Annotated in this window: 17 protein-coding genes; 10 read left to right on the forward strand and 7 right to left on the reverse strand. The window is 70.7% G+C overall.

Annotated features, from left to right (window positions below; translation table 11 throughout):
- Nucleotides 1-27 precede the first annotated feature (27 nt).
- Both HG542_RS12820 and HG542_RS12825 read right to left on the reverse strand, forming a co-directional pair.
- Complete coding sequence (locus tag HG542_RS12820) at nt 28-2,898, reverse strand: stealth family protein (RefSeq protein WP_171080763.1); 2,871 nt, start codon at nt 2,896-2,898, stop codon at nt 28-30.
- Nucleotides 2,899-2,941: 43 nt separating this feature from the next.
- On the reverse strand, nt 2,942-3,976 hold the full coding sequence (locus HG542_RS12825) for a hypothetical protein (RefSeq protein ID WP_171080765.1): 1,035 nt from the start codon (nt 3,974-3,976) through the stop codon (nt 2,942-2,944).
- A 406-nt stretch (nt 3,977-4,382) separates the two neighbouring features.
- Here HG542_RS12825 and HG542_RS12830 point away from each other — a divergent pair, with 406 nt between their 5' ends.
- Together HG542_RS12830 and HG542_RS12835 are read left to right on the forward strand one after the other, a co-directional pair.
- Nucleotides 4,383-6,230: a stealth family protein gene (locus tag HG542_RS12830; RefSeq protein ID WP_171080767.1), complete on the forward strand. Its 1,848-nt coding sequence runs from the start codon at nt 4,383-4,385 to the stop codon at nt 6,228-6,230.
- 103 nt (nt 6,231-6,333) lie between these two features.
- Nucleotides 6,334-6,681: a hypothetical protein gene (locus tag HG542_RS12835; RefSeq protein WP_171080769.1), complete on the forward strand. Its 348-nt coding sequence runs from the start codon at nt 6,334-6,336 to the stop codon at nt 6,679-6,681.
- Nucleotides 6,682-6,701: 20 nt separating this feature from the next.
- Here the strand turns inward: HG542_RS12835 and HG542_RS12840 are convergent, their stop codons facing one another.
- Entirely contained in the window at nt 6,702-7,163 is a 462-nt protein-coding gene (locus tag HG542_RS12840; RefSeq protein WP_373313166.1) for a YidB family protein, read from the reverse strand.
- A 54-nt stretch (nt 7,164-7,217) separates the two neighbouring features.
- The gene (locus HG542_RS12845; protein ID WP_171080773.1) at nt 7,218-7,760 is read right to left on the reverse strand and encodes a superoxide dismutase family protein; all 543 of its coding nucleotides are present in this window, start codon (nt 7,758-7,760) and stop codon (nt 7,218-7,220) included.
- A 188-nt stretch (nt 7,761-7,948) separates the two neighbouring features.
- Here HG542_RS12845 and HG542_RS12850 point away from each other — a divergent pair, with 188 nt between their 5' ends.
- Nucleotides 7,949-8,512 (forward strand): ArsR/SmtB family transcription factor, encoded by a 564-nt coding sequence (locus HG542_RS12850; RefSeq protein ID WP_171080775.1) that lies wholly within the window; start codon nt 7,949-7,951, stop codon nt 8,510-8,512.
- Between the two features lie 22 nt (nt 8,513-8,534).
- Nucleotides 8,535-9,941: an alpha/beta hydrolase family protein gene (locus tag HG542_RS12855; protein WP_171080777.1), complete on the forward strand. Its 1,407-nt coding sequence runs from the start codon at nt 8,535-8,537 to the stop codon at nt 9,939-9,941.
- Nucleotides 9,942-9,995: 54 nt separating this feature from the next.
- On the opposite strand, the gene HG542_RS12860 is transcribed toward HG542_RS12855, so the two are convergent.
- The 3 genes from HG542_RS12860 to HG542_RS12870 form a co-directional block, all read right to left on the reverse strand.
- Entirely contained in the window at nt 9,996-10,484 is a 489-nt protein-coding gene (locus HG542_RS12860; RefSeq protein WP_229922702.1) for a class I SAM-dependent methyltransferase, read from the reverse strand.
- 456 nt (nt 10,485-10,940) lie between these two features.
- Nucleotides 10,941-11,126 carry a DUF397 domain-containing protein gene (locus tag HG542_RS12865; RefSeq protein ID WP_171080781.1) on the reverse strand — a complete coding sequence of 62 codons (186 nt, stop codon included), beginning with the start codon at nt 11,124-11,126 and terminating at the stop codon, nt 10,941-10,943.
- A 22-nt stretch (nt 11,127-11,148) separates the two neighbouring features.
- A complete protein-coding gene (locus HG542_RS12870; RefSeq protein WP_171080783.1) occupies nt 11,149-12,021 on the reverse strand; it encodes a helix-turn-helix domain-containing protein in 873 nt (290 codons plus the stop codon).
- 309 nt (nt 12,022-12,330) lie between these two features.
- Between HG542_RS12870 and HG542_RS12875 the strand changes: the two genes are divergently transcribed.
- From HG542_RS12875 to HG542_RS12900, 6 genes are all read left to right on the forward strand, one after another.
- Nucleotides 12,331-12,690 (forward strand): DUF6415 family natural product biosynthesis protein, encoded by a 360-nt coding sequence (locus HG542_RS12875; protein ID WP_171080785.1) that lies wholly within the window; start codon nt 12,331-12,333, stop codon nt 12,688-12,690.
- A 34-nt stretch (nt 12,691-12,724) separates the two neighbouring features.
- The gene (locus HG542_RS12880; RefSeq protein WP_171080787.1) at nt 12,725-12,892 is read left to right on the forward strand and encodes a hypothetical protein; all 168 of its coding nucleotides are present in this window, start codon (nt 12,725-12,727) and stop codon (nt 12,890-12,892) included.
- A gap of 110 nt (nt 12,893-13,002) precedes the next feature.
- Entirely contained in the window at nt 13,003-13,146 is a 144-nt protein-coding gene (locus HG542_RS12885) for a hypothetical protein (RefSeq protein ID WP_171080789.1), read from the forward strand.
- Nucleotides 13,147-13,156: 10 nt separating this feature from the next.
- Complete coding sequence (locus HG542_RS12890; protein ID WP_171080791.1) at nt 13,157-14,338, forward strand: cupin domain-containing protein; 1,182 nt, start codon at nt 13,157-13,159, stop codon at nt 14,336-14,338.
- Nucleotides 14,335-15,234, forward strand: coding sequence for an aldo/keto reductase (locus HG542_RS12895; RefSeq protein WP_171080793.1), 900 nt, complete (start codon nt 14,335-14,337; stop codon nt 15,232-15,234). The genes HG542_RS12890 and HG542_RS12895 overlap by 4 nt, the downstream gene beginning before the upstream one ends.
- A complete protein-coding gene (locus HG542_RS12900; protein ID WP_171080794.1) occupies nt 15,215-16,078 on the forward strand; it encodes a hypothetical protein in 864 nt (287 codons plus the stop codon). Before HG542_RS12895 ends, HG542_RS12900 begins: the two co-directional genes overlap by 20 nt.
- Nucleotides 16,079-16,125: the final 47 nt, after the last annotated feature.

Below are 16,125 nucleotides of genomic sequence, written 5' to 3' on the forward strand. Positions count from 1 at the left end.
CCGGAACTTTGACGTCCCGTCACTCGATCATCCGTCCTCTCGGGTGAAGCGCCGGTTGCGCACAGAGCCCTTCTCGTACTGGGAGGCGACGGGGAAGTAGCCGTCCAGGAAGACCGCGAGCGCATCCGCCTGCTCGTCCTCCGGGACGTCACCGTCGTGGTAGTCGTTGATGCAGAACACGTCGTGGGAACGCAGCGCCAGCAGGCGGTGCAGGCGCACATGGTGCTCGCGCAGGCCGACGTTGACGAAGGCGGAGCTGACCGAGCCGGGCATGCTGGTGCCGGTGAAGAGTCCGTACCAGTGGTGCAGGGACGAGGGGATCGCCAGGTCCTCGCGGCTGCGGAACTGCGCCTCGGCGGTGCGCGCCACCTCTTCGGGGAAGCGCTCCTCCAGCTCCGCGAGGACGCTGCGGCGCAGCGGGTGCGGGGCGTGCAGGAAGGTGTTGGCGATGGTCCTGCCGAACTCCCGCTCCATCAGCGCCCTGTTGTTCTTCGCGGCCGCGAAGACGAGGTCGCTGTCGAGGGACGGGTCGCCGGCCGGGATGGCGGTGGGCGAGATGAAGCACTTCGCCTTGCCGGAACCGTGGAAGAAGGACTCGGGCTTCATCGGGCGGCCGAGGAAGACGTCGTCGTTGAAGTACAGGATGTGCTCGGCGATGCCCTCGATGCGGTGGATGCGGCTCTCGATGGCGTGCGAGTTGAAGGAGGGCAGGCGCCCGGTGTCGCCGAAGACCTCCCGGTGGCTGACGACGTGCACCCGGGGGTGGTCGGTGTCGAGCCAGTCGGGGGTCTGGTCGTCGGTGAGGAGGTAGATGTTGCGCACCCACGGGGCGTGCAGGTCCAGCGAGCGCAGGGAGTAGCGCAGTTCGTCGCGGCTGCGGAAGCGCGCGGAGCTGCCGGCGGACTCGGCGGCGAGGATGCCGTGTTCGGCCTGGGTACGGGCCTTGCGCTCCAGCCAGGCCTCGTCCGTGCCGTCGACCCAGGTGTAGACGACGTCGACGGGGAAGTCGATGTCGTCGACGAAGGTCCTGGTGAACGCCTCGACGGTGCGGTACGTACGCTCGCCGACGGTGATGTCCGCGGTGCGCTCCAGCTCGGCGCGCGGGAAGGTGGGGCCGTAGCGGGTGCCGGCCGGAACGGTGACGGTGGTCTCGTCGTCCTCGGTGTCCTGCCAGAACACGATGTTGCAGCCGTAGATGCCGCTGATGCGCAGCTGCTGCTTGCCGGTGAGCACGGGCCGGAAGATGCGGACGATGTTGCAGTCGCCCGGTACGGCCGTCGAGGTGGCGAACGAGGCGAGGACGGTGCGCAGCACGGCGCCGCGGTCGTTGAGGAAGCCGGCGTAGACCGGTTCGTCGCGGTAGCGCTCGGCGAAGGCCCGCAGGAACGTGTTCCGGTGGGTGCCGTCGACGAGGACGGAGTGCCGCAGCTGCGGGGTCGGGGTGAGGATGTACGGAATCCCCAGCTCGTCCAGCACCGCCACCGTGAGGTCGAGGTTGTCCTGCATGACCTCGAACGGCGTGGTGTCCTCCCGGATCAGGGAGATCTGCCCGCCGGCCCGCTTCACGTCGGGGCGCGCCGCCTCGATGCGGACCTCGTGGGCCTTGTGGGCCACGTCGGAGTGCGGGCGGTCGACGCCCTGCGGGACCGCGGCGCCGGTGATGCCGCCCTGGGCGTCGGCGGCGGCCTGGAGGGTGCGGCGGCGGGCCTTGTCGGCGGTGCGGGTGCCGTCGGCGCGGTGGGCGGCGAGCTCGCCGAGCAGGCGGTTCCACTCCTCGGCGACCTCGCCGTCGGTGTACCGCTCGGAGGTCTTGAGGGCGGCGGCGCCCATCTCCTTGCGCAGCTCGTCGTCGTCCATCAACTTGGCGAGCGCGTCGGCCAGTTCCGTCTCGTCGCCGAGCGGGACGAGCAGTCCGTCGTGGCCGTCGGTGAGTATCTCGCCGGGGCCGTTGGGGCAGTCGTAGGCGACGACGGGCACGCCGGCCGCCTGGGCCTCGACGAGCACCAGTCCGAAGGCCTCGACGCGGGAGGTGAGCATGGCGACGGACGCCTTGGCCCACTCCTCCGTCATGTTGGGCGTGCTGCCGACGAGTTGGACCTGGTCGGCGATGCCGAGCTGGTTGGTGAGGTTCTTGAGCGCCCGCATGCGGGGGCCGTCGCCGAGGATGCGCAGGGTCCAGCGGGGGCGGTCGAGGGCGACGGCGGCGAAGGCGCGCACCGCGTGCTCGATCTGCTTCTCGTTGGCCAGGCGGGCGCCGAGGACCACGGTGCGGGTCTGCAGCGTGGACTTCGGGCGGTAGCCGCTGGGCAGGGCGTTGCCGATGGCGGCGAGGCGGGGGGCGCAGGCGCCGAGGGTCTCGGCGAACCAGTCGCGGGTGGCGCCGGTGAGGGCGACCAGGGCGTCGAGGGCGGAGCTGTACAGCCGCAGCGGTTCGCCGGAGGGGCCGCGCAGCTCGGAGACGCGGTGGTCGAAGTGGACGGTGAGGACGTGCGGCGGGGCGAGCTGGGCCATGTAGGCCATCAGCGCGGGCGTGCTGGAGATCAGCACGTCGGTGTCGATGGTGCGCAGGGCCTCGGTGAGCTCCACGTCGGTGAGGCGGCTGAAGTCCGACTCCCAGGAGGCGTCGACCAGTTCGCTGGGGGTGGCGGCGAGCCGCTTGTAGGCGGCGGCCATGCCCTCGGCGGTGTCGGGCTCGACGGGGCGCTGCTGGTCGCCCTTCTTGTCCACGAGGTAGCGCACGGGCACCGCGCCGCTGCCGAAGAACGTCTCGCCGGTGGTGCGGAAGATGCTGAGGATCTCCACGTCGTGCTGCTTGGCGAGCAGCTCGGCGAGGGTCATCGTGGCGCGTTCGGTACCGCCCATCAGGTCGGCGTAGGTCAGCAGAAAGGTGATTTTCACGTGCGGCCTTCGTGGTCTGCGGCGGTCCGGGTGGCTGGGGCCGTCATGGGGTGACGGAGGTGCGCGGGGTACAGACGAGCTGGAGCGCGCCGCGGCGGGTGTACTGGGGCTTGACCTGGACGAAGGTGCCGTCCGCGGCGCGCACGGTGAACGCGGCCGGGGTGAGCACCTTGCGGGGCGTGCGCAGGTCGTGGTCGCGGCGGCCGAGGTCCAGGGCGCGGCCGCGGCGGTTGCGGACGGGCAGGCGGAACGTCCAGACCTGGCGGCCGGAGGTGCCGGTCATGTCGGCGAGGGGGACGGACACCCGCCAGGCGCTGTCGTCGCCGGGCAGGGGTTCGGCGGTGCGGCGCAGGACGCGGCGGCGCTGCTGTTCGACGACCTCGACGACGGGCCGGGCGCCGCGCGTGGCGTCGGCGGCCGGGCCGTGGACGGCGAAGAGCAGGCCGGCCCCGGTGAAGGAGCGCTCGATGCGCAGCACCTCGGCGCGGGAGACGGCGGGTGCGACGGTGAGCCGCAGCTGGCCGGAGGCGGTGATGCCCATGTGGTGGCGCCGTCCGGTGTGCGGGCAGACGGCGAGGGCACGGGTGGGGCCGGAGAAGCCGGGCGCGCCGTCGCCGAGGAGGCGCAGGCGGACCGGCGCGGGGGCGGCGTCCAGCTCCAGGGCGAGGGTCCAGCGGCCGGTGCCGAGGGGCAGGCCGCCGATCGTGTCGCCGAGCAGCACGGTCGCGCTGACGCAGGGGCGGCCGGCGTCGTCGCGGTGGGTGCGGGCGTCGGCGCGCAGCTCGGTGGCGCCCTGGGCGAGGACGAGCCGGGCGGGGGCGTCCTCGGGGGTGCCGGCCGGGAGCTCGGCGTGCAGATTGAGGGTGTGCCCGTCGAGGACCGCGGCGTAGCGGACGCGGGCGGCGGAGCCGTGGGCCGCGGGCATGAGGACGGAGTCGACGAGGGTGTCGCGGCCGGTGGCGACGCCGGAGCGGACGCCGTCGCGCACGGCGGCCCCGACCTTCAGGACGGGGCTGCGGCGCAGGGCGATGCGCGCGGACTTCTTGATCACGCGCAGGGCGTGGCGGGGGGCGCTCACGGGCGTGCCCCGCGTGCGCTCGGCCGGTCCTCGGGAGTCATGATCTGGAAGTGCACCCCAACAGGGTAATCGGACCCCCGAAGTGGGGAGGAGCGGTTCCGGCCCGGCCACCGAGATCCGTTACGGGTCTACAATCAAAGGAAAGGTAAATTTTTCGGACGGGCGCCACGGCCTGCGAAACCTCGCCGCAACGCATCCGCCCTTGCCGCGCCAGCTGATCGTCATTCCGGGGCCACTACGGTGTGCCCCTGGGGGATCCCCAAGGAAATTGCACCCAGTTGAGCATCTCTGATAGTTACTTGGAGATCTGTTTGCCGACATAGACCGCTTTGGTATGCCGGGAAGCAAGAGAGGGTGCCCCCACAGCGCACGACCGCGGCTCACCACGGGAAGATCTGGAACGGCCATGACATCGGAAGCCCAGTCGTCACTGCCCGGACGTGGTGAAGCTCTCGTCCCGGCAGCCCGCGCGAACCCCGAGAAGTCCGGCCTCGTCAAGGCGTACCGCCGCCTCCTGCCCGAGAGCACCCGGCGCGCGATAGCCCAGCGGGTCTCCGTGGAGACCCGCGGCGCCCTCATGCAGCACATGGCCAGTTCGCTCGACCTCCAGCAGCGCGGCCAGAAGCTCCGCGGCAAGGTCCTGCAGCGCCGCTACGCCGCCCACCTCGACGAGGCCCTCCCCCGCGTGGTGCTCGTCGACGGCAAGGCCCGTATCGCCCTGGTCGACCCCGCCCCCACCCCGCAGGCCGCCCGTGCCGACGCGCTCGCGCTCGTCTGCACCACCTTCGAGCACGCCGGGATCGACCACTTCTGCGTCCGCACGGAGCCGGGCCAGGCCCCCTCCGTCGCCGTCTCCGCCGCCGACCGCGGCCGGGTCCAGCAGGAGCTGGCCCGCCTGTGCCGCCGCATCCCCGGCTACGCTGCCCCCGTCGACCGCGAGGGCGTCCCCGGCACCCCGCACGCCGGCTTCGTCCACACCACCTGGCGCCGCCTGCAGTCCGCCCCCGTGACCCGCGTCACCTGGTACCGCACCATCGCCGACGGCGAGCTCGTCCTGGGCCAGGAGCACGGCTGCGACATCGAGTACTGGAAGCCGGAGGACGGCCCCGAGGGCCCCTGGCTCGTCGCCCCGCGCCGCAACGTCGTCACCGCGGAGGTCCCCGCGGCCGCCGCCCCCGTGGACGCGCCCGCCGAGCTCTTCACCGGCCCGCTCGCCCTCGGCGGCGAGGACACCGCGGCCCCGCACCGCACGGTGCACACCCGACCCGAGTTCACCATCCGGCTGCCGCAGGACATCCCCTTCCCCATCGACGTCGTCTACACCTGGGTCGACGGCGCGGACCCCGCCTGGGCCGAGCGCCGCTCCCGCGCCCTGCGGGCCGCCGGGGGCAGCGAGTCCCACCACGAGGAGGCGGTGAACGCCGCCCGCTTCCTCAGCCGCGACGAGCTCAAGTACTCCCTGCGCTCGCTCCACCAGTACGCCCCCTGGGTGCGCAAGGTCTTCCTGGTCACCGACGACCAGACCCCCGCCTGGCTGGACACCTCCCACCCGGGCATCCAGGTCGTCAGCCACAAGGAGATCTTCTCCGACCCCAAGGTGCTGCCGACCTTCAACTCGCACGCCATCGAGAGCCAGCTGCACCACATCGAGGGTCTGTCGGAGCACTTCCTCTACTTCAACGACGACGTCTTCCTCGGCAACCCGCTGACCCCGCAGACGTTCTTCCTCTCCAACGGCCTGACGAAGTTCTTCCTCTCCCCCGCCCTCGTGCCGCTGGGCGACCGCAGCCCCGCCGACGCCCCGGTCGCGGCGGCCGCCAAGAACAACAGAGCCCTGGTGGAGGAACGCTTCGCCACCACCCTCACGCAGAAGATGCGGCACGTCCCGCACGCGCTGCGGCGCTCCATGCTGGACGAGATCGAGGAGCGCTACGCCGAGGCCCATGCGGCCACCGCCGCGGCCCGCTTCCGCAGCCCCGACGACCTGTCCGTCGCCTCCTCGCTGCACCACTACTACGCGTACCACCAGGGCCGGGCCATACCGTCCGACCTGCGCTACATGTACATGGACCTGGCCCACCCCAACACGTCCCGCCGCCTCAACCGGCTGCTGGCCAACCGGGACCTGGACATCTTCTGCATCAACGACACGGTCTCGACGGAGAAGGACCTGCAGCGCACCGACGCGCTCATCCGTCCCTTCCTGGAGGGCTACTTCCCGGTGCCGAGCCCGTTCGAGAAGCACGCCGGCTAGCCGAGGGCTCACCCGATCGGGTGGTCGTATAGCAATACTCGGGCGCGGCCCGCGCGGAAGATCCAACCTGCTGGGTGGACGCAGCCGCCGAGGAGCCAGCCCGATGCCGCCTTCGCCCCAGACGCACCCCGAGATCCTGATCTCCAAGCGCGCCGCCGACTTCCTCGGCCGGGCGCCGGAGACGCTGCTGACACCGAAGCAGGTGCAGAAGGCCCTGCAGATGTCGCACGACACACAGGGCCGGATCACCGGACCGCTGAGCGTCGCACAGTTCCGGCTGCTGCTCGCGCAGCCGCCGGAGTGGCTGCTGGAGCACCATCGCGGGCTGGTCGCCAAGGGGATCCCGCAACAGGGGCGCCCGGCGCCACCGCGCCCCGCCGCGGCGTTCGGGCCCCTCTTCCGCGAACCGGCGTTCGCGGAGATCGCGGAGGAGGACTCGGTTGCCGACTGAGCGTGCGGTTCCGGCAGAGCCTAGAGCTGCTGCCTGATCAAGTCCTCCAGCGAGCCCTGCGGCACCTCCCCCCGCGGCGTCAGCCGATCAACCACCTTCGGCAGCGCCTCCGCCAGCCGGTCGGCGGCCTGCTCCGGGGAACACCCCGCCTGCTGCGCAACGTGTTCGAGCGTCTGGTACGGCAGCGCCTGCGCGATCTCGGGCCCGCTGACGGCCGTGTTCGCGCTCGTCCCCACCCACGACCGGGCCTGCTCCCCCAGCCCGCCCTCGGTCAGCTCGCGCATCAGCCCCTCCAGCGGATTCCCGCCCAGCTGCCCGCTGTCGCCGAGCGTGCCGAGCAGGGTGGCAAGCAGCTTGCCGTCCCTGCCCTTGCCTTCCCCCTCACCGATCAGCCCGCCGAGCAGGCTCCCCAGGTCGTTCCCAGCCATACCGGTTACCCCTGCCTTTCGTGGACGCGGTGGACGCGGTGGACGCGGTGACATCCGGGGAAGGCCTACCCCCTGCGGGGCGGGGCGGCGGGGCGTGCCCCGGCAGGTTCACCCGAAGGGCACGTTGACACAGGCCAGACGCGCGCCGGCCATGCCGGCGTGCCCGGGGCCCGTCTCGGTGGCGTGCTCATGGATGACGACGGAACGCGCCTCTCCTGCACGGAAGAAGAAGTCGACGGACGACGTGGCGGATCCGTTCCCCCGCCCGTCGGTGGTGAAGTCCAGCCACACCTCGTTGTCCGGGTTGGCGTACTCCGGATCGCTGGAGGGCTGTTTCGGATCCACGACATCCTGATAGTGCGCGCCGGAGTCGGCGGGCTTGGTGCCGCACGGCTTCTGGTGGACATGGGCGCCGAACGTACGGTCCGGCTGGAGACCGTGCAGGCGCAGCTCGATCTCGGTGCCGTCGCGGTGGGTGCTCTCCAGCACCACGACGCGGCTGCCCGCGGGCACCGCCTTCGCGTCGAACGTCACGGCCTGGTACGTACCACCACCGGCTGCCGACTCGAACCGGCCGTGCACAGCCGTTCCGTCGCACGTCACGCCGGTCATGGACGAGGCCACGGCCATGGATGAGGCAAGCACTGACATGAGAAAGGACATCTTCCGCCCCTTTCAGCGCAGTTCCCGCTGTCGACCCCTCGCTTGCGAGGGCTGTCGTACAGCCTTGCACCACTCCCCGCGGACCGGGCCCCTGTCTCCACGGTATCCGGCCAACTGCCTTTCGGGAGTTGCAAGGACTGCTTGCAAAGGTCCTTTGCAACTCGTAGCCTTCCCGCATGGCCGAACAACCGCCCGCCCAGGAGATCACCGACGCCGAGGCGCTGCGCGCCTTCGCGCACCCGATGCGGCAGAAGATCGAACGGTGTCTGCGCCGGGGACCGGCCAACTCCGCCGCGCTCGCCCGCGAGTTGGGCGAGAGCACGGGGCTGGTCAGCTACCACCTGCGGCAACTGGCCAAGCACGGCTTCGTCGAGGAGGTCCCGGAGCTGGCGAAGGGGCGGGAGCGGTGGTGGCGGGCCGTGCCGGGGGACCGGCGGTTCCCGCCGTACAGCCGGCAGACTCCGGAGATGCGCGAGGCGCTGACCGAGATGCACCGGCTCAGCCTCGCCGAACTCGTCGAATCCGCCCGGCGCTTCGCGGAGGCACGCGACACGCTGGGGCCCTGGGCCGACGCGGCGCTCTTCTCGCGCGCCACGCTCCGGGTCGATCCCGGTCAACTCCGCGCGTTCTTCGAGGAGTACATCGCGCTCCTCCACCGCTACTCGGCCCCGGAGGGGGAGGCCGCGCCCGGGGCGCGGACCGTGCTCGTCCGGCTGCTCGGCATTCCCGAGACCGACTGAGGGAAGAAGGGGGGCGCACACCGTGTCACTGATACGCACCGTACTGGCCGCCCTCTCCGCGGCGTTGGCCGGCGCCCTCCTCCTGCTGACCGCGCCGGGGGCGTACGCGGCCGGGGACGGGCTGGTCCGCCAGGAGGTCACGTTCCGAGGCGGCGGCGGGCTCGTCCTGCACGGCACCGTCCTCGGCAAGGAGGGTGCACCCGGCCCCGAACCCGGCATCGTCCTCGTCGGCGGCTCGGGCCCCGGCCCCCGGGACGAGTACCGCCAGGAGGCCGAGGCATTCGCCCGGGCCGGGATCACCACGCTCGTCTACGACAAGCGGACCGTCGACTACTCCTTGCTGCACCGGGACTTCGGCCTGCTGGCCGACGACGCGCTCGCCGGAGTGCGGCTGTTGCAGGGGAGGAGCGGGGTGGACCCGCACCAGGTCGGACTGTGGGGGTTCAGCGAGGGAGGCTGGGTGGCGCCGCTGGCCGCGTCGCGTTCGGCGGACGACGTCGCCTTCGTCGTCACCATCGGCGGCTCCGGCTACGACCCGCTGCGCACCCAGGCCTGGAACCTCATCACGCATCTGCACCACCGCGGGGTGGGCGCACCGTTCCGCCGCACCATGGCCGGCCCGGCCGCCCAATTCATGGGCGGCACCGGCCTGTTCCCCGCGGCCGACTACGACCCCGTCCCGGTGCTGGAGCGGCTGCGCCGGACGCCGGTGCTGGCGCTGTGGGGCGATCACGACACCCAGGTGCCGCCCCGGGAGAGCGCACGGATCTTCCGCGAGACCCTGGCCCGTGCGGACAACCGGCACGCCGTCATCGGCTTCGTCGCCGACGGCGCCCACAACGGGCACCGCACGTCGGACGGATTCGACCGGATCGGCGGCCCCCTCTTTCACGGCAAGAAGCTGGGGGACCTGGCGCCGGGCTATGCGCAGACCATGACCTCATGGGTACGGGCCGTCGCCGCAGGCCACCCGCCGGTGTCGAGCGCCGCGCCCGCACCCGGGCAGGTACTCGACAGCACCCCCGTACCGGCCCACGCCTGGTACACCTGGCTCGCCCCGGCCCTCCTGCTCCTCGGCTTCGCCGCCTACCCGGTGACCGCCCTCCTGCGCCGGGGCCCGGTCCTGCGCCCGGTGCGGTGGACGGCCGGGCTCGGCCTGCTGGCGGTCATGTCGGCGCTGGCCTGCCCGTTCGCCGTCTACGTGGCGGGGGACGGTGCGACGGCGCCCGTCGTGTGGGGCCGCCCGGCGGTGTGGCTGGTGGTGCAGGGGCTCGCCGTCGCCGTGGTGGTGTCCGCCGGGATCCCGGCAGCCGCGCTCCTCCGCGGAGGGCCGGCGCCGAACCGGGCAACCTGGCTGCGCCTGGCCCCGGTGGGGCTGGCCGCGGCGGGGTTCGTACCGTGGGCGGTGTGGTGGGGCGTTGCGGGGTGAGGGCTGCAGCGCACAGGCGTACTCGTTGCCTGGGCAGAGGACTGATCCGTGCCCTCACCTCCCGGCACGTACGACCAACGTCCCTTCGCATTCACCTGCCGGAGGTCCGATGATCTCTGCCGTGATGTCGGTGAAGCGGGCTGAGGACAAGAGAGCTGCCCACTGTCGGGCCGAGTAGTCCCAACGAGACACTGCCCGTGCTTCGCTGAGTGCGCCCCTTGGCTCCTGATCGGGTCGGGCTGGCCGGTGCGAAAACGCGAACACGCCACCGGGCGACAGGCTTTGCCGAACCAGCGGCAGGAGGATGGCCGGATCGGTGAACCACACAGGGCCGAAGATCGACAGCACCACGTCGAAGCTGTCGGGGTGACCGGCCAGAAACTCCGTCGCCTCTGCCGTCCGGAACGTGAGGCCGGGAAGGTCGCCCCAGCGCGCCTCCGCCTTGGCTCGTTGACCGGGTGCGATGTCGATGCCGACACAATCGGCTCCCAAAGTCGCAAGGTGGGCGAGGTTGCAGCCCGTGCCGCAGCCGAGCTCCAGCACTCGACGACCATGCACTGAGCCAAGCAGGGATTCGCTGGGGCCGTGGTCCGGGTACTGCGTCCAGTTCAGCCACGTGGTGGCTCCCACAGCGTTCATGGTCCTTCTGGGCGCCCTCCCTGCCGCGTACCGTTCCCACGCTGCGGCGACTGCTTCCATGCGGTTCCTTTCACGCGTGATGGCTCCCCCCGGTCCCTAGCGCCCGCATGTCGGTGCGGGAGGTCGTTCGGTGAGTTGTGATCCGAACGACCTTGCGCGTTACCAGGCCCTCGTCCACCGACGGGGCGCCGACCTCACGGACGATGATGCTGTTGTTGTCCTTCTGGCCGGCGCCGTGCGGCATCGGTGGGAGCAGGGCGTAAGGAAGCCTTCCGTCCGCCTCAACGGTGGCAACTACGTTGTCGCGTATGTGAGCGAGGGCTCGGCAACGTGAGGACCTCAAGCGGATACAGCGGTCGATCAGTGTCGTTCTACGCGGATGTCGGCAATGAATGACGACCAAGCGGAAGGCGTCAATAGGATCGCGGGTCCGGCTTTGACCTTGGAGTCCCGGACCCCGATGTCATAGCCGAGGTACGCAACCTCGACGCAGTTTCCTCCGCCATTGCTGTAGGAGGACTTGTACCAGGATGTCTCTTCGGCCATGTCGAGGGCCGTCAGCTTGGTGTTAATGGCTATCAATCTCTCGTGCTAGTCGGTGCAAGAACTCTGGCGTCACGGAGGGGGCTAGGGCTCCGCGTTGCAGTGCATCGAACCTGCGTGCGTATCTGCCCACCACGAGGGGCTTGTCCGTGACAGTGATGGTCTCCTGTAGGTCGGTCTGCACGACGGGTTCAAGGCCCTCATCGAAGTCGAGAATCATGAAGTTGAGACAAGTGCGGTAGTTGGCGAGCATCATTGGAAGGATCTGCACTGTGACGTTGTGGAGTTGGGCGAGGCGCTCGACCTCCTCGTACTGCTCCAGCATCACGTCCTTGCTGCCCATCCACTGCCGCAGGGCTGCCTCGTTCACGACGACGTTCAGCTCCACGGGGCCGTCAGCGCGGGTGAGGATGTCCTTCCGTTCCATGCGGAGCCGAACGTTGTCATCCACGAACGGGGTCGTCGTCTCTTCCACCTGCTTCTCGGACAGGAACAGCGCCCTCGCGTAGCTTTCGCACTGCAACAGGCCTGGGACGACGTCAGGTTGCCAGGAGCGCAGCGTGCGGGCATCCCTCTCCAGCCCAAGGAACGTGTCCATCCCGTTCCACATGGTGTTCCGGTAGGGCGTCCACCACTCGCGGCTGAGTGAGTCTCGATGAAGGACGAGCAGCGCTTCGCGACTATCAGGGTTCTCAACGCCGTACAGATCCAGCAGCTTCTCCAGGTCTCCGACCCTGGGCAAGCTGTTGTGTGCGGTCTCCACCCGGGTCAGCTTCGTCTCGGAGAACGCCAGAGCGGCAGCGGCCTCCTCGATGGTGATGCCGGCCTTCTCGCGCAACAGCCGCAGTTGCTTGCCCAGTTCTCGCCGACGAAACGTCGGTCCCCTTCGCGCCGCCACCCCTGTACCTCTCTGTAGGTCTTCGACGTGCCCCTGTGCCTGGTCAACCCGACCCTGTTGCCCGTGATCGTGTCCCTGTGGGGAGTGTTCCACCGCCTGTACCCCCTCACGCAAGCCCTGTCACCTGAACTGGCATGTGCCAATTCACCTCCACCCCCTCCTCAGTGTGCAGATTTCCTTGCACCTTAAATCTCAGGTGCGGCACGGTAGTTGGTGTCACGAGGAGCCGCCCCCGGCTTCTAAGTGACAACAACGCCTGCCGCCGGTTCCCCGACGGCGGCCCCTTTCCTCTCACGCCCGGAGCCTGCGTTGACCACTCGTGCCTGCGCCGCTAACCCGCCGTTCGCCACCGAGGAGATCACCGGCACCATCAGCCGCACTCTGGCCGCCCTGCCGTGCGCCGACACGGTGGAGGGCCTGCTGAGCGATCTCAAGGGCCACATCAACGAACTGCTGCCCGTCGTCGAAGGCAAGGACTGGGCCCGGTGCGGGCAGGTCACGATGGTCGGCCTGATGACCGACGTGGTGCGCGACAAGCTCACCCACGAGCCCGCCGGTGTGGCCGCCCGCTGCGTCTATGCCCAAGAGCTCGCCCGTGTCTGCCGTGGCTTGCTTGGCCTGGCCCTGACCGAGCCGGGTGACGAACAGCGGCATCAGGCCGCTCGGTGACCGGGCACGCGCGGCCCCGCCGCCGCATCACACCGTGTACGACCCATTGGGCATCGCGTGCAAGTGGACGTACGGGGTCGGCATCGTCGCGACGCTCGCCCTGCTCGGGCAGATCGTCCGCCACGACACCGTGCGGACCACCACCCCGTTGCCGCCCCGACCGGCGCCGGCTGTGACTGCCGACCTCCCGCTCGGGGAGTGAAAACCCGGCAGCTCTCCGCGCCGCCTCACCGACTCCCGCCCCGAGAAGGGGCGGGCCACGAAGGGGGCGGGCACCTGGCCCGTTCCCAATGACTGACAGGAGGAACTTCCATGCCCGAGGTCGCAGCGCCCACTACCGGTTCCGGATCGGGGCTGGTGCTCGCCGCCCGCCGGATCGCCGCTGCCCGCACCCGTGCGGACCAGCCGTCGGACAACACCGGTGGCAAGTCGGACAGCAACGACACCTGCAGCTAAGGATCACCTGATGTTCGATGCCGCTTCGTGGGCGGCGCGCCTGGGCGGGGAGACCTTCCTCGCCCAGGCGTTCACCCGCTCCCACCATCATTCCCCGTGTCCGGGCACCTTCGATGCCCTGCTGACCTGGAACGACCTCAACACGATCCTGGTCACCCACCGGCTGTCCCCGCCCCGTCTGCGGCTGTCCCGGGGCGGGGAACATGTCGACGTCAGCAAGTACGCCACCCCTGTCACGAACCGTCGGGGCAGCACCTGGCACCGCCTCCAGCCCGCTGCCGTCCACGACCAGCTCGCCGACGGCGCTTCTCTGGTCCTGGACTCGATCGAGGAAATGCACCCGCCCATCGCGGCAGCCGCTGAGGCCCTCGAACGGTTCGTCCGTACCCCGGTTCAGGTAAACGCGTACGCCTCCTGGACCGCCGAGCAGGGCTTCGGCCGGCACTGGGACGACCACGCGGTCGTCGTCCTCCAGGTCGCCGGGGCCAAGCGATGGCGGCTGTACGGGCCGACCCGGCAGGCCCCCGGGTGGCGGGACGTGGAGTTCCCGGAGGAACCGCAGGGTGATCCCGTCGCTGAGATCGTGCTGCACGAGGGGGACATCCTCTATGTCCCCCGGGGCTGGTGGCATGAGGTCACCGCCGACCAGGGCCAGCCGTCGCTTCACCTCTCCTTCGGTCTCCTGCCCTCCACCGGTGCGGAGTTCCTCGGCTGGGTCGTCGACCAGCTGCGGGGGCACCTGGCCGTCCGCCAGGACGTACCCCGCTTCGCGCCTGCCGCTGACCAGGCCGCGTACGTCGAGGTCTTGCGCAAGGTGCTGCTGACCGAACTCGACCGGCCCAACATCTTCACCGAGTGGACTCAGGCGGTGGATGCCACCCACCCCGGGTATGCCCGCCTGTCCCTGCCGTACGTCGGCGCCATACCACCGGAGCCGGGAATCATGGTCCGGCTGACCTGTCCTCGGGCCGGCCTGGCTGGTGGCGAAGGAGTGGTCACGTTGGCGGCGGCGGGTATCGAGCACGACTTCGCCGCACCCGCCCGCCCCGTCCTTGAGCGCCTGGTCACCGGCGAGCCGGTCACGCTGGGGGCTCTGGCCGAGCGGTCTGGGCTCGCTCTGGAGGACGTGGCCGAGCTGGTATCGGTACTCGTAAGCAACCAGACCGCCGCGATCGTCGGGACAGCCCGGTGAGCGCGGTCCTGGGCCTGGGCACGTACAAGGTGCACGCCGCCGCTGAGGCGGCGTGCACCGCCTGCGCGGCCGGAACGGCATGGGTGGACACCGCCCCCAACTACGGTGACGGCAAAGCCCATCGGCTTCTGGCCCCCGTGCTCGCCGAGTACCCGCAGGTGAAGGTGGCCACGAAGACCGGATTCCTCACCCCGACCCAGCGGCTGGCCGCCGTGGCAGCCGGCGTCCTCGGAGAGGACCAGGCCAGGACCGGACACAGCCTGGCCCCGGCCTTCGTCCGCTGGCAGATCGAGCAGTCGCTGAGCGAACTCGGCCGGGCCGATGTGGTGTTCGTGCACAACCCCGAGCGATCCGCCCGGCACCGCCAGCAGGTACACGCCCACCTGCGGCAGGCATTCGAGGCTCTGGAGGAGTTCGCCTGCGCGGGCCGGATCGGCGGCTACGGTGTCGCCACCTGGTCCGGATTCGAATCCGGCGCCTTCACCGTGCCGGGGCTCGTGGAGCTCGCCCGGCAGGCCGCCGGTGGCCAGGCCCACCATCTGGTGGCGGTGCAGCAGCCGGTCAGCCTGGTCATGGACCGCCCGATCCGCCAGTCCCTCGGCGGCCGGGGTCCGCTCGTCCAAGCCCGCGCTGCCGGGTTGACCACGTTCGCCTCGTCACCGCTGCACGGCGGCGAGCTGATCGACCTGGTGACCCCCGAGCTGGTGGAGTTCATCCGCCCCGGCCTCTCCCCGGCTGCCGCCTGCCTGCTGGTGACCGCGTCAACCCCGAGCCTGGACGTCGTCCTTCTCTCGGCCAGCAGTTCACGGCATTGGGCTGAGGCGGCTGCCGCCCTCGCCCTACCGTTGGACGCCCGACGACTGACGGAGGTCATCGATGTATGCGCCGCCGGATGAGCTCACCCGGGCCCGCATGGAGGCCGCGTTCGCCGAGGCAGCCCGGCGCTTCGCGATCACCCCTGACGGGCCGCCGGCCTGGGGGTGGCAGGGCTGCACTCTCGGCCGCCGCGCGGGGGACCGGTGGCTGCGGGTCGCCTCCGGCAGGGGCACCCGGCTGCCCGAGCGGAGACAGGGCGAGGGCATGGCGGGTGCGGAGGAACTGCTGCCCGCCGATGTGCCACGTCCGCATCTGTACGGCACCGAAGGGTGGGTGGCCGACGACTACGTGTATGAGGCCGAGCTGGCCGACTGCGTCACCACCCCCGTCGTCTCCCCGCACCGCTGCGACATCGCCGAAGATCCCGGCCTGCCCGAGCAGTGGTGGGCCGATCTCCGGCGGGCGCTCGACGTGCTCGCCAAGGCTCCGGCCGGACGCACAACCGTCCGCGACAGCTGGGCGACGGCGGCCTTCCCGCACTTCCTAGGCATCCCCGCCCCGGAGACGATCGAGCGCACGACCGGTCACGGCGACCTGCAATGGGCCAACCTCACCGGGCATCCCCTCGTGATCCTCGACTGGGAACGCTGGGGACGCGTGCCCGTCGGCTTCGACGCCGGGACACTGCACGCGGCCAGCCTTGGCGTCCCCACCATCGCCACAAAGGTCCGCGACGTCTTCTCTGACGCCCTCGGCACCGACGCAGGGCGCGTCGGGGAGCTGTGCGCGCTCGCCGAGATGCTTCAGGCCGTCGCCCGCGGCTTCTACCCTCACCTCGCTGACGCGCTCGCCGACCGTGTCGAGGAGCTCACCGGCACACGGCCACCCCGGACTCCCGTCCCAGAACTGCCTTCGGCCTCTTGAGGCGAGGCCGGGCAACAAAGGGGCAGTCCCCGACTGGGGGTGTCACC

It is taken from the genome of Streptomyces morookaense, assembly GCF_013030945.1.
In the GTDB taxonomy this organism is placed as follows: domain Bacteria; phylum Actinomycetota; class Actinomycetes; order Streptomycetales; family Streptomycetaceae; genus Streptomyces; species Streptomyces morookaensis.

Excerpts from the sequence above, each read along its gene's own strand:
- HG542_RS12830 (WP_171080767.1), top strand. The coding sequence starts at position 4,383 with ATGACATCGGAAGCCCAGTCGTCACTGCCCGGACGTGGTGAAGCTCTC.
- HG542_RS12835 (WP_171080769.1), top strand. The coding sequence starts at position 6,334 with ATGCCGCCTTCGCCCCAGACGCACCCCGAGATCCTGATCTCCAAGCGC.
- HG542_RS12840 (WP_373313166.1), bottom strand. The coding sequence starts at position 7,163 with ATGTCACCGCGTCCACCGCGTCCACCGCGTCCACGAAAGGCAGGGGTA.
- HG542_RS12845 (WP_171080773.1), bottom strand. The coding sequence starts at position 7,760 with ATGTCAGTGCTTGCCTCATCCATGGCCGTGGCCTCGTCCATGACCGGC.
- HG542_RS12850 (WP_171080775.1), top strand. The coding sequence starts at position 7,949 with ATGGCCGAACAACCGCCCGCCCAGGAGATCACCGACGCCGAGGCGCTG.
- HG542_RS12865 (WP_171080781.1), bottom strand. The coding sequence starts at position 11,126 with ATGGCCGAAGAGACATCCTGGTACAAGTCCTCCTACAGCAATGGCGGA.
- HG542_RS12885 (WP_171080789.1), top strand. The coding sequence starts at position 13,003 with ATGCCCGAGGTCGCAGCGCCCACTACCGGTTCCGGATCGGGGCTGGTG.
- HG542_RS12890 (WP_171080791.1), top strand. The coding sequence starts at position 13,157 with ATGTTCGATGCCGCTTCGTGGGCGGCGCGCCTGGGCGGGGAGACCTTC.
- HG542_RS12900 (WP_171080794.1), top strand. The coding sequence starts at position 15,215 with ATGTATGCGCCGCCGGATGAGCTCACCCGGGCCCGCATGGAGGCCGCG.